Source organism: Allomuricauda sp. MMSF_3307, assembly GCF_030733585.1.
Lineage (GTDB): Bacteria > Bacteroidota > Bacteroidia > Flavobacteriales > Flavobacteriaceae > Flagellimonas.
Map to the genome: position 1 here is coordinate 197,287 of NZ_JASHIQ010000001.1, position 13,600 is coordinate 210,886.

At 45.0% G+C, this 13,600-nt stretch carries 10 protein-coding genes; 5 read left to right on the top strand and 5 right to left on the bottom strand.

What is annotated here, in order from left to right; translation table 11 throughout:
* Window positions 1-66: 66 nt before the first annotated feature.
* Entirely contained in the window at window positions 67-540 is a 474-nt protein-coding gene (locus RBB12_RS00850) for a TspO/MBR family protein (RefSeq protein WP_306012423.1), read from the top strand.
* Here the strand turns inward: RBB12_RS00850 and RBB12_RS00855 are convergent.
* Window positions 537-1,076 carry a DUF1697 domain-containing protein gene (locus RBB12_RS00855; RefSeq protein WP_306012424.1) on the bottom strand — a complete coding sequence of 180 codons (540 nt, stop codon included), beginning with the start codon at window positions 1,074-1,076 and terminating at the stop codon, window positions 537-539. The two genes, RBB12_RS00850 and RBB12_RS00855, sit on opposite strands and share 4 nt — an antisense overlap.
* A 61-nt stretch (window positions 1,077-1,137) precedes the next feature.
* On the opposite strand from RBB12_RS00855, the gene glpK reads away from it, so the two are divergent.
* Together glpK and RBB12_RS00865 are read left to right on the top strand one after the other, a co-directional pair.
* Entirely contained in the window at window positions 1,138-2,634 is a 1,497-nt protein-coding gene (gene glpK / locus RBB12_RS00860) for a glycerol kinase GlpK (protein ID WP_306012425.1), read from the top strand.
* 38 nt (window positions 2,635-2,672) lie between these two features.
* Window positions 2,673-3,401, top strand: a complete 729-nt coding sequence (locus RBB12_RS00865; RefSeq protein WP_179382923.1) for an MIP/aquaporin family protein — start codon at window positions 2,673-2,675, stop codon at window positions 3,399-3,401.
* A 2-nt stretch (window positions 3,402-3,403) separates the two neighbouring features.
* On the opposite strand, the gene RBB12_RS00870 is transcribed toward RBB12_RS00865, so the two are convergent.
* The 4 genes from RBB12_RS00870 to RBB12_RS00885 form a co-directional block, all read right to left on the bottom strand.
* Window positions 3,404-4,669, bottom strand: coding sequence for an NAD(P)/FAD-dependent oxidoreductase (locus tag RBB12_RS00870; RefSeq protein WP_306026742.1), 1,266 nt, complete (start codon window positions 4,667-4,669; stop codon window positions 3,404-3,406).
* Window positions 4,669-5,418, bottom strand: a complete 750-nt coding sequence (locus RBB12_RS00875; RefSeq protein WP_306012427.1) for a glycerophosphodiester phosphodiesterase — start codon at window positions 5,416-5,418, stop codon at window positions 4,669-4,671. Before RBB12_RS00875 ends, RBB12_RS00870 begins: the two co-directional genes overlap by 1 nt.
* 102 nt (window positions 5,419-5,520) lie before the next feature.
* A complete protein-coding gene (locus tag RBB12_RS00880) occupies window positions 5,521-7,389 on the bottom strand; it encodes an alpha-amylase family protein (protein ID WP_306012428.1) in 1,869 nt (622 codons plus the stop codon).
* A 25-nt stretch (window positions 7,390-7,414) separates the two neighbouring features.
* Window positions 7,415-8,434, bottom strand: a complete 1,020-nt coding sequence (locus RBB12_RS00885) for a LacI family DNA-binding transcriptional regulator (protein ID WP_306012429.1) — start codon at window positions 8,432-8,434, stop codon at window positions 7,415-7,417.
* Window positions 8,435-8,809: 375 nt separating this feature from the next.
* On the opposite strand from RBB12_RS00885, the gene RBB12_RS00890 reads away from it, so the two are divergent.
* The gene (locus tag RBB12_RS00890) at window positions 8,810-11,893 is read left to right on the top strand and encodes a SusC/RagA family TonB-linked outer membrane protein (protein WP_306012430.1); all 3,084 of its coding nucleotides are present in this window, start codon (window positions 8,810-8,812) and stop codon (window positions 11,891-11,893) included.
* A gap of 12 nt (window positions 11,894-11,905) precedes the next feature.
* Complete coding sequence (locus RBB12_RS00895; protein ID WP_293280537.1) at window positions 11,906-13,537, top strand: RagB/SusD family nutrient uptake outer membrane protein; 1,632 nt, start codon at window positions 11,906-11,908, stop codon at window positions 13,535-13,537.
* Window positions 13,538-13,600 lie beyond the last annotated feature (63 nt).

Consider the following 13,600-nt stretch of genomic DNA (forward strand, 5'->3'; position numbering starts at 1 on the left):
ATTGTCACAAACTTACTGTAAATCGGATTGAAATAAATTCTTATTTTAGTCGAAGTTGCTCCAATCATGAAAAAAAGAGTCCTTTATATCACCATAAGCGTTCTGGTTTGCCTAGCCATAGGATTCCTTTCGAGTATTGCTACCCAAAGCTCGGTAAACGATTGGTACCTTACGCTGGACAAGCCTTCCTTTACCCCACCCAATTATCTGTTTGCCCCGGTTTGGACCGCATTGTACATTATGATGGGGGTAGCTGCGGGTATTGTTTGGTCCAAGGGGTATCATCATATCTGGGTAAAAACGGCATTGTATCATTTTGTGTTTCAGCTTTTGTTGAATGCCCTGTGGAGTATTGTATTCTTCGGGCTTAAAAATCCGCTTGGGGGCATGATCGTGATTCTCGCCCTGCTCACCATGATCATTCTTACCATTAAATGGTTCAGGGTCATCAGCAAACCAGCGGCCTACTTGCTCGTCCCGTACGTCTTGTGGGTGGCTTTTGCCTCTGCATTGAACTATAAAATCTGGGAACTGAATTAACTAGCGGAGAGCTCCAACAGCTTTCGTAAGGTACGGTCATTTCTTGTGGTGGCCTGCACCTGCAATTTTCGTTCGATCAAATTATTGTTGAGTTTGGCCTTGCCATAGCCTTTTTTACATTGCAAATAAACACAGTTATCGGTAATATGGAAATCCTCGTGCTCAAAATTGAGTTGATGGAATCTCTTTATGAATTCCTCCTTCGGGCGTTGTTGAAGCAGCACATAGTACAATTTGTTGCTCTCGGTCGTATCCAAAAAAGGATTGTCCTCCAGAAATTGCTGGATTTCAGCTCTCTGAACCACTAACGTAGGCACCTCAAAACCAAAATGCTTCAAAATTGTTGAATTGATAAGCTCTTGAAGTGTCTTTGTTTGTGACTCTTCGCTATCAAAAACAAGATTCCCGCTTTGGATGTAGGTTGTTACGTTTTGAAGTCCCGCATCCTCCAAAACAGCCCTCAGCTCGGCCATTTTTATCTTTTTTTGACCGCTTACGTTGATACCCCTGAGCAATGCTATGAATGTGTCCGCCATGTTAAACCGATGTGATAGCCAAATTTATTTTAGTAAATTGAAACGCACTTAAATTAACAAAATGAATCAATATATCCTGGCTTTGGACCAAGGCACCACCAGTTCCCGTGCCGTAGTCTTCGATAAAAAGGGAACCATCATCTCCGTAGCACAAAAAGAATTCACACAACTATTCCCCAAACCTGGGTGGGTGGAACACGACCCCGATGAAATTTGGTCCACCCAAGCCGGAATGGCGGCAGAAGCCGTGAGCAAAAAGGGCATCAAAGCCTCGCAATTGGCTGCCATTGGCATTACCAATCAGCGGGAAACCGTGGTGGTGTGGGACAAAACTACCGGAGAGCCGGTGTACAATGCCATTGTTTGGCAGGACAAACGCACGGCCGATTATTGCGATGAGCTCAAGAAAGCAGGGAAATCACAACTCATCCGTGAAAAAACGGGACTCGTGATCGATTCCTATTTTTCGGGCACCAAGGTCAAATGGATTTTGGATAATGTGGAAGGAGCCAGGGAAAAAGCCGAAGCTGGGGACTTGGTTTTGGGTACCATCGACACTTGGCTCATTTGGAAAATGACGGATGGCGAACTACATATCACCGATGTAACCAATGCTTGTCGTTCCATGCTCTTCAATATCAATACGATGGACTGGGACGATGAATTGTTGGAACTGTTGACGATTCCTAAAAGCATGCTTCCCGAAGTAAAACAGTCCAGCGAGGTGTACGGGCATACCAGTGGCAGCCTTTTCGCTACTAAAATACCGATTGCAGGGATTGCCGGTGACCAACAGGCTGCACTTTTTGGGCAAATGTGTACCCAGCAGGGCATGGTCAAAAACACATATGGCACGGGTTGTTTTATGTTGATGAACATTGGGGACCAACCCATTGTCTCCGAAAACAATCTTTTGACCACGGTCGCATGGAAAATAAATGGGAAAACCACCTACGCGCTTGAAGGTAGCATATTTATCGCCGGAGCCGTTGTGCAGTGGTTGCGGGATAGTTTGAACATTATCAAAACCTCTTCGGAGGTGGAAAAATTGGCAAGCTCCGTGGAAAGTTCGGATGGCGTCATCTTTGTTCCCGCCTTTGCAGGTTTGGGAGCTCCCCATTGGAACCAAAAGGCACAAGGAACCATTTTTGGGCTCACCCGCGGTAGTACCGATGCCCATATTGCCAGAGCAGCATTGGAGTCCATCGCCTACCAGACCATGGATATCCTAAAGGCCATGGAGGCGGATTCCGGCATTTCGATACAGGAACTCCGAGTGGATGGTGGGGCCACCGTAAACGATATGTTGATGCAGTTTCAGGCCGATGTATTGAATACGGTTACGGTTCGTCCCAAAATTGTGGAGACTACGGTAATGGGGGCCGCTTATTTGGCCGGATTGGCTGTTGGGTATTGGGAAAGTCCCGAACAAATCCAAAATATCTGGGAAACCGATGTACATTTCAACCCCACCAAAGAGCGAAAAGCCATTGATGAAGGCATCAAAGGATGGTACAGGGCCATAAAAGCGCTCGAATATTGGACAGAAAATCCGTAATCTTGTCAAAACCAAACAAACACTAACATTCCTAGCATATGACTCCTTTTATTTCTGAGATCGTAGGTACTTTTTTATTGATGGTACTGGGATTGGGCGTAAATGCCAACGTTTCCCTACAAAAAACCTACGGTAATGGCTCCGGTTGGATCGTAATCACCACTGGATGGGCCTTTGCTGTGTATACTGGCGTTGTGGTCGCAGGACCATACAGCGGAGCGCACATTAACCCAGCGGTAAGTTTTGGACTTGCTGCAGCCGGTGAATTCCCATGGAGCGAAGTACCCAGCTATATCCTGGCCCAATTTATTGGTGCCATGTTTGCGGCATTTTGCGTGTGGCTCGTCAACAAGGACCATTTTGATGCCACTGAGGATGGCGGTACCAAAAGAGGCGTATTTTGTACCGCTCCTGCCATTCCCAACACGGGCATCAATCTGTTTTCGGAAATCTTGGGCACCTTTGTGCTCGTTTTTTCCGTTCTCTATTTTACGGATGCGGTCATCTCCACCAACAATGAAATCATCGGACTCGGTTCCTTGGGAGCTTTGCCTGTATCCCTCATTGTATGGGGCATTGGATTGTCGTTGGGGGGCACTACTGGCTATGCCATCAACCCGGCACGTGATTTGGGTCCGCGCATTGTACATGCGCTCTTGCCGTTAAAAAATAAAGGTTCCAATGGCTGGGGCTATGCATGGATTCCCGTAGCGGGACCTATTCTGGGAGGGGTGATAGCCGCTTGGGTAGCCATGCTCTTGCAATAATCTCATGAGGATATTCCTTGTGCAGCGATGTAGGCACCCGTCCATGCGTTCTGAAAGTTAAAACCGCCAGTTATGGCATCGACATTGATGATTTCTCCTGCAAAATAGAGGTTAGGATGTAGTTTGCTTTCAAAGGTTTTAAAGTTGATTTCTTTTAAATCGACTCCGCCTGCGGTCACGAACTCTTCTTTGAAGGTGCTTTTTCCTTCCACTTTGAACGATGATGCAGTCAATTGCTCCGCCAAGGTCTGAAGCTGCACCTTCGTAATGTCGCCCCAACGTTCCTCTGGTGAAATTTGGGCGGCAGCTACCAAACGTTGCCACAAGCGTTTGGGCAACTCGGTGAGGGTGGTTCGCATCACGGTCTTTTTGGCTTCTACGCCTTTTAATTCCTTTAAATACGCTTCCATGGATGCGGTGCTGTAATCGGGCAACCAATTGACCCGAATTCTAAAGGCGTAGTTGTATTCGTTCAAGATATTGGCTCCCCAAGCCGACAGTTTTAAAATGGCCGGCCCGCTCATCCCCCAGTGGGTAATCAATAGTGGACCATCGGCATACAATACGGCATCCTCCCTGGCCACGCTTTTGAGGTTGAGCGATTTTGTGTCGGTATGAAACGTTTTTTTGGGCAATACCTCAACAGTTGCGTAGGTACTCAATCCTTGTATGCCTTTAATTCGTTCATCATTGATATTGAAGGTAAACAAAGAAGGCACGGGAGCCACGATATGATGTCCCAAGTCCTCCAGCAGTTTCCAGATTTTTGGGTTGCTCCCTGTGGCCAATAGTAATTTTTTGGTAGAGTACGATTTGTTCATCGTCGTGACCTGCCAACCATCATCTATTTTAGCGATGGATTTTACAGAGCTATTTTTGAGGATGTGCACCCCCAAACGGTCCGCTTGCCCCACCAAACAATCAATGATACTTTGGGAAGAATCACTTTTCGGAAAAACGCGTCCGTCTTCCTCGATCTTGAGCGGAACGCCACGCTCCTCAAAAAAGGCCATCACATCCATGGGGGCATAGGTATGAAAGGGACCCAACAGTTCCTTTTCGCCCCTTGGGTAATTGGCTGTTAGCTCTTTTGGAGAAAATTCGCCATGGGTTACGTTGCAACGCCCGCCGCCTGACACCTTTACTTTGGAAAGTACAGTCTTGCCCCGTTCAAAAATGGCAATGTTCAGGTTCGGTGCCTGTTCCGCAATGTGAATTGCGGCATAAAATCCGGCTGCTCCGCCCCCTACTATGATTACATCGAACATCAGTTCACTCGTTCCGGGAAGTTGGTGATAATACCGTCCACCCCAAACTCCATCATTTTTTGGATGTCCGCAGGTTCGTTTACTGTCCAAGTATACACTTTGAATCCCGCAGCTTGTATTGCCGCCGTATTCTCTTGGGTCAATTGTTTAAAGTAGGGATTTATGGCCACGGCGTTCAGTTCCTTGGCGACTTGCATCGCCTCCATAGGATCATCTTCGGTCAAAACCGCGATTTGAATGTCTTTGTTCTTTTCCCTCATCGTACGGAGCTCATCCCACTTGAAGCTGGAAATCACAAAATTTTCCGGGCTCCATCCTTCTTTTTCGATATAATAGTTGACGATATGGTTCACCTTGTCGGCAGTGTCATCCCCTTTTAATTCGATATTTAGCACTACTTGGTTGTTGATCAATCTCAAAACCTCCTGTAACATGGGAATCTTGTGTCCACCATCCAAAATGAGCCGTCGAAGGTCGGCAATATTGTATTCCTCGATATTTCCCCCGGCATTGGCAAGTCTATCCACTCTTTCATCGTGAAAAACAACGACTTCCCCACTACTTATTTTGAAGACGTCGATTTCGATCATATCCACGCCCAAATCCAAGGCTTTTTGTACGGATGCCAATGTATTCTCGGTCTCATGCCCCATGGCTCCTCGGTGACCTATCACCAATGGTTTTTTCTTCATTTCACAACTGGTTAAAAGCAACATAGCTCCGAGAGCTGCAATACAGGTTTTCTTCATTTTTGGTTCGTTTTGGTTGATAAAAATACAATTTGCTTCGGAAATTTGTTTGATAGTGGACCCCTTGACATTACTGTATGCATATCATTTGTTTGAATAGCATCAAGGCAACTGAAAAATAAAGGATGCCAAGGGTTCGAGCTGCACTTGAACCTGACCTTGACCATTCTTCACTTCCAATTGCGGTTGTGTTTGTTGATACAGCATTTCTGTTAAAGGATACGTTCCATTGGTCAATTGCCATTGGGCAATCACATCTTCCGGTATTTTCAAGTTTAGGGAATAGCTTTTATCTGCGTCAAAATTGGACAGCACAATCAGCTTTTCGCTATCGGACCATCGTACATAAGATAGTACTCGATGATCATAACCTTCGGTATGGTCCTTATTGAAAAAATGGATCTCTTGATAGTTGCCCATTAGGGCTTCACTTTTGATGGTAAAGTTTAAGAGTCGCTTATAAAAATCGCGCAAATTTTTTTCTTCTTCGGATAATTGGCCACCATCAAACTTTTTATCATTAACCCAACGTTGGTGATGAGGCACTCCAATATAATCGAATATCGAAGTCCGTGATGGTTTTCCAAAACCTGCATCTTCCGCCCCGGGCTCTCCCACTTCCTGACCAAAATAGATCATGGTAGGAGATGTACTGATGGTAGCGGAAACCACCATGGCAGGTTTGCCCAATTGGGCGTTCCCCGCAAATTCAGGGCTAGCAATGCGTTGCTCATCATGGTTTTCCAAAAAATGAAGCATGTGGTGCTCTATGTCTGCCATTCCTTTTTGGACCACGGGAATATGGTCGGTCCAGCCGTAGCCTTTCATAATATGTTTGATGCTATCGTAGAGTTCTACCTTGTCGTAGAGATAATCCATTTTGCCCTTATGAATATAATCTCGGTACAATTGGGGATTGTAGACTTCGGCCAAGAGAAAGGCATCAGGATTTTTCATTTTGATGTTGGAATTCAGATAGCTCCAAAATTCCACGGGCACCATCTCGGCCATATCAAACCGGAACCCGTCTACACCAAAATCCAACCAATATTGGGTGATGTCATTGAACTTGTACCACGAATCGGGCAGGGCCTTATCCTTCCAAAATTCGTAATGTTCATTATACTCTTTTTGACGGTATTCTTCGGGCAGTTCCTCAAAATCTTTGGTTCCGTCCGGACGCACGCCATAATTGATTTTTACAGTTTCGTACCAATCATTAAAATGGGGCCGGGCCAAGCGCGAGCCGTTTCCGGTCCATTTGGCAGGAACCTCTTCAAATTTGGCATCGGCCAACCGATGTGCATCACCGCCCAATGGCAGGTACCCATCTTGCCATTCGGGCACTTGGAAAGCTTCGCCAGGGATATAGTAAAAATTGTTGTTTTTATCGTAGGCTTTGGAGGTATCGTCCGAAGCACCAAAATCTTCCACACCTTCGGGATTGGTCAACCCTTCGTAGTTTCTGGCTACATGGTTGGGCACGATATCGATGATCACTTTCATCCCCGCATTGTGCGTACGCTGAACCAGCGCCTTGAACTCTTCCAGTCTTTTTGAAGGATCAATAGCCAGATCGGGATTTACATTATAATAGTCTTTCACCGCATAAGGGGATCCTGCCCTTCCCTTGACCACATCGGGATCATCATTGGAAATGCCGTAGGCGGTATAATCACGGATAACGGCATGATGGGGCACGCCGGTATACCAGATATGGGTAATCCCCAAATCCTTTATTTCGGTCAGGGCTTCGGTGGTAAAGTCGGCAAACTTGCCCACACCGTTTTCTTCAATGGTTCCCCAAGGCTTGTTGTTGGTATTGGTATTGCCAAACAATCGGGTAAATACTTGGTAGACTACTTCTTTCTTCTTCATGGGCGGGACTGTTGGTTTTTGACTGGGTTCTTCTTTGCAGGCAGATAGGATGGTCAGGATAGTCAGAAAAATAAGGGTCTGTTTTGCATTCATACCATCTGAAGCTAAATTGTGCAACTTAATGTGCAATGGAATCACGGATTACCAAGGTGGGTTCCAATATTTTGGTCTGATAGGTCTCTTCCTCCGCTTCGCTTTCTACCTTATCTATCAACATTTGGGCAGAAACCTCTCCCATTTTTTCACCATGCTGAGCCACCACAGTTAGGCTAGGGTTGGCATATTTGGACAAAACGCCATCGGTAAACCCGATAAAGGCGATATCCTCGGGAATACGCAATCCTTTTTGCTGCACCAATCGCATACTGTAAACGGCAAATATCTCGTTTACACAGAGCACGGCATCCGGGTTTTTGGTATTTAAAAAGTTTTTGATGGCCTGTTCATCCATTTCCATGGAGGGCATTTTTAGGATCATGGATTCATCCGCCTCCAACTCACTGTCCTGCAAGGCCTTCCAATAGCCTTTGGTCCTTGCCTTGCTTACGCTCAAGTAGTCGTCGGTAGTAATCAGGGCAATACGTTTTTTGCCTTGGGATATAAATTTGTTGGTGGCTTGGTAAGCCCCTAGCTCATCGTCGATAATAACCTTATCACATTCCACTTCGTGAGTAATCCTATCAAACAACACCACGGGAATACCTTGCTCGGTGACTTCCTTTAAGTGATTGTAATCCCCTTTTTGCTGTGTTTGGGAAGAGAGCGACATGATAAAGCCATCGATACTGCCATTGGCCAACATTTCCATATTGATGACCTCCTTATCAAAAGATTCTTCGGACAAACAAACAATCACGTTGTAGCCCCGTGCATTGGCATATTTTTCGATTCCACGAATAACTGTGGTAAAGAAATGATGCACAATATCGGGGATAACCACACCAATGTTTTTGGTACGCTTGTTTTTAAGACTTATGGCTATGTTATTGGGCTTGTAATTGTAGAGTTTGGCAAAGGCCTGTACCTTTTCCTTGGTATCCCTGCTGATTTCCTCGCTGTTCTTCAATGCTTTGGACACCGTGGAAATGGACACCTCGAGTTCTCTGGCTATATCTTTAAGGGTAATCTTTGCTTTCAATGACCTAATTATTTAAACGGTGCTTGACAATCCGCGCGTGAAAATTACTCATTTATGCTTCAAGAGCGTACAGAAATGGTACTTTTTTAACACAACGGACACAATTCAATAAGGACCTCAATTCCATTTAAAATCCTTACCAAAGGATAAAATTGTTATATTAGGGCCAATATTGCTATATTCACAATCCCCACTGCTTTAATTGGGAATGCAGCAAACAGGTTGATTTAAATTTGTCGATTTAACACATTATAAAGTTATGAACACGAAACCGTTTTCGTTGTCTTTTACGATATGCTTAAATTTACATTAACCTTTTTTTTATATATGTTTAACACTTGAATTAAAATTAACTAAACTTAAATCTAATTATTTATGAAGATTACGCTACTACGAAGCTTTTTGATGCTCGGGGCATTTTTATGCTTTGGGTTGGTGAAGGCTCAAACAGTATCAGGTACCGTTTCTGATGCAAACGGACCGTTGCCAGGGGCAAGCGTATTGGTAAAAGGGACTACCAATGGTACGCAGACCGATTTTGACGGTAATTACACCCTTAACGATGTGGGAGAGGATGCCACGATAGTGTTTAGCTACATTGGTTTCCAAACCCAAGAGATTGCCGTAAATGGTCAATCTACCATTAATGTGACCTTGACCGAAGATGCGCAAGCTTTGGACGAAGTGGTAATCATTGGTTACGGCCAAACCACGGTCAAGGATGCGACCGGTGCGGTTGCTGCGGTAACTTCCGAAGAATTCAACGGAGGTGTGATCGCATCCCCAGAACAGTTGATTCAAGGTAAAACCGCGGGTGTTCAGATTACACAGGCCAGTGGTGAACCTGGTGCCGGGGTTAATCTTAGGATTAGGGGTTCCAACTCTATTCGTTCTAACAACAATCCGCTTTTCGTAGTGGACGGTATTCCACTTTCAGGGGAGTCAACAACTCCTTCAGGTGGTGACGTAATCAACGGTAGCAACGCTACAAGAAACCCATTGAACTTTATCAACCCGAACGATATCGAGAGCATGTCCATTTTGAAAGATGCTTCCGCTACGGCCATTTACGGTTCCCGTGGTGCAAACGGTGTTGTAATCATTACCACTAAAAGTGGTAGAGCTGGTTCAGGTGGGGTTTGGGAATTCAACTCCAACTTGAGTATTTCCACACCTGCCAATGAGTATGATTTGTTCAATAGAGATGAGTTCTTGTCTGCCACTGCCACTGAAAGAAGTCAGGAAATTGCCGACGCTGCCGACTTCGGTTTCAATACAGATTGGCAAGATATCATCACAAGAACTGTTGCTTCTCAAAACCAAAACCTTTCTTATTCCAGAAATTACGGTAGTGGTAACGTAAGAGCTACTTTTTCTTACAGTAAGCAATTTGGTGTGATTGAAAAATCAGCACAAGAGCGTATCACAGGAAGAATCAATGCAAGCCAAAGATTCTTGGACGATAAGTTGCGTTTGACCCTTCAAGCTTCGCTTTCCCGTGTGAACGATGATGCTCCACCTATTAGTGGTGGTTCTGGAGCTAGTGGTAACTTGATCGGTGCTGCCTACTCGGCTAACCCAACTTGGCCTTCAAATCCAGGCTTTTTCTTGGAAGGAAACCAATTGAACCCGGCCAACTATTTAGCTAGCTGGCAATCTGTAACCAACACCAACCGTGCATTGATCAACGTTTCTGCAGAATATGATATTCTCGACGAGTTGACTGCCAAGGTAAGTGTAGGTTACGATGATTCGGATGCGGATGCGATTACTTCCATTTCCGCAAGAGCCAACAACTTTAACCGTGTTACTGGAAATGGCCAAACCGCTTTCAACAACTTGAACGCCACCAGCCAACTCTTGGAGGCCACCCTTAACTACAAAAAAGATTTCGATAATTCTTCTTTGGATGTTATTGTAGGTTATTCCTTCCAGGATTTCCGCAGAAGAGGATTCAACTCTCAAGGATGGCAAGCACCTACCCAAGACTTGAATGCTATGGGTGAGCTTTTAATCGACGATGTGAACAGTATCCGTAACAGCATCACTGGACCATACCAGCAAGCTGGGTTTGCTCCTAACGGTACTTTCGTAAACAGTATCAATCCTTTTGAGGATACAGCAACTTTGGATATTACTTCCGGCAACTACACCTCTGTTTGGATTGACACTTTCGATAATACAGACGAATTGCAATCTTATTTTGCAAGGGCGAATTATAGCTTGATGGACAAATTCTTATTTACGGCTACCGTAAGAGCGGACGGTTCTTCAAGATTTGGTGGAAACAATCAATATGGTTACTTCCCATCCGGTGCTTTTGCTTGGAAATTGAACGAGGAAGACTTTATTGGTGATGCTTTCTCCACCTTGAAATTGAGATTGGGTGCTGGTATCACTGGTAACCAAGAAGGTTTGGGTTATGCCAACTTCTTAAGAAGGGTACGTTTTGGAGGACCTGGCATCACTGACAGTGGTGACATCATAAGACCAGGTGCACAGACCGTAGCTGTACAAAACCCAGATTTGAAATGGGAGTCTACTTTGGATCTGAACGTTGGTTTGGATTTCGGTATAAACATGGATAGATTCAGCGGATCTGTTGACTTGTACCGTAAAGAAACAAGAGACCTATTGTTCAGACAAGGTGCTGCAGCCCCTGCTGCCGACCCATTCGTGTTTAAAAACCTAGAGGACGGTACCGTAATCAACCAAGGTGTTGAAGTCGCGTTGAACTATGACTTCGTTCAAACACAGGATGTAACATTCTCCACTTCCTTCAACGTAGCTTACAACAAGAACACCGTGGAAGGTTTGAATGGTATTACCGCTAACTTCGGTGCATTGAACGGACCTGGTCTTACCGATGCATTCGCGCAACGTTTGGGAGAAGGTAGATCTTTGTTCTCCTTCTACATGGCCGAGTATTCTGAAGATAGCAGCGGAAATCCAAACTTCAACCCTGATCAAAAAGATTTCGTGGGAGAAGATGGTCTTCCTGATGTAAATGCTGGTCTATCCCTTAACCTTAGGGTTAAAAACTGGGATGCTTCAGCTTTCTTCACAGGTCAGTTTGGATTCTCTGTGTACAACAACACTGCCAACGCCTTCTTAAACAGACCTACCTTTGAAACTACAAGAAACGTTGACCCAAGAGGTTTGAACGTTAATGTAAGCCAAGAGGTTTCTACCCTGTATTTGGAAAAAGGTGATTTTGTGAGATTGCAGAACGCCAATATCGGATACAACGTACCATTGAGCGGAGAAGGAGCCTTGAAAAGCCTTAGATTTTCACTAACCGGACAAAACTTGTTTTTGATTACCGATTATAGCGGATTGGATCCAGAAGTATCCTCCAACACAGGAGACTTCGGTACTGGTATCCCCAGTGCAAGTATAGATTACACTGCGTTCCCACGACCAAGAACAGTAACTTTGGGAATCAACGCTAAATTTTAAAAAAAAAGAGCAATGAGAAATATTTTAAAACAAACGAACAGATATTTGGCACTTCCCTTGCTAGCAGGTGTCATGCTGACTTCCTGTACCGATTTGGAAGTAGAGCCAACTGATTCATTACTGGCGGAGGGTTTCACGGGAATTGAAACCGCTGAGGCCGCATCCAGCCAGGTGACTGCAATGTACAACGATTTGTATGGCTATTTTGGCACGCAGGCTAACCTGTATGCCTTGAACGAAGTAACCACAGACGCCCTTTTGGTACCCACCAGAGGTTCCGACTGGGGTGATAATGGAATTTGGAGACAGTTGCACCAGCATTCCTGGACTCCCGAGCACCAATATATTTTAGGTGTTTGGAACGAATGGAACGGGTTGCAATTGCAGGCCAGCGAAGTTTTGGATTCCAGATCAGCTTCCTCAACCGAAGCGGTTGGTCATGCTGCCTTCATCAGAGGACTGTCCATGTTCATTATCTTGGACAACTTTGGACAAGTACCTTACAGGGACACTGAGTCTGCCGACCCATTAGGAGATCCAGATGTTTTGACCGGTGAGGACGCTGTATCCTTTATTTTGAGTGATTTGGATACTGCTATCTCCAATCTGCCAACATCATCTGCTGGTGACGACAATTCAAGAGCTACCAAGGCTGCCGCTAGATACTTAAAAGCAAAAGTACTTTTGAACAGACATATCTACAATGGATCAGGAACTCCTGATTCGGCTGATATGACCGAAATCATCTCTTTGGTAGATGGTATTGAAGGTGATGGCTACGAGTTGGCTGACAATTACTTCGACATCTTCGTACCAGGAGGTGACACTGAAACTATTTTTTACGTACAGGCTTCCGCAGGTGCTAGAATTTTCAACACTTTGCACTATAACTCTACCGAGTTAGGTGGTGGTGGTTGGAATGGATTCAGCACCTTGGCAGAGTTTTACGACTTGTTCGAAGGAGATGCCAACAGCAACAGAGGCCTTAACGATGGCACCTTGCAAGATGGTCAAGAAACCCGTAGAGGATTTGTTCCTCCAAGCGGAATTGCCTTTGATGGATCTTACGGTACTGACGAAAACAGCGATGGCATCGTTGACGGTTCCAACGTTGGATTCGGATTCTTGATTGGACAACAATATGGTCCAAACGGTGCAGCCCTAGAAGATAGAAATGGTAGCCCATTGAGCTTCACCAGAGATTTCTTCAGTGCTGTAGACGGACAACCAAGCTTGGTTGACAACAACGAAGTAACGGGTATCCGTGTGATCAAGTACAACCCAAGGGATGGTGCTTTCGCTAACCATATCATCTTCTTCAGATATTCAGATGCGTATTTGATGAAAGCAGAAGCTATGATGAGAAGTGGTGGTGACCCAACCGCTATGATCAATGAGTTGAGAACCCTTAGGGGAGCTGCTCCTCTTGGAACAGTTACAGAGCAAGATCTTTTGGATGAAAGAGCCCGTGAGCTGTATACTGAAGGTTGGAGAAGAAACGATTTGATTCGCTTTGGGCAGTACACCAAAGATTGGGACTTCAAAGAAGCTGACGCTGTGGGCAACCCAGATCGTCAATTGTTCCCAATTCCATCTGCACAACTTATTCTTAATCCTAACTTGGTGCAGAACCCAGGATACTAGTAATTCAAAGTTTAAGCTGTTTAATATAGGAAGAGACCACCGATTGGTGGTCTTTTCTTTTTG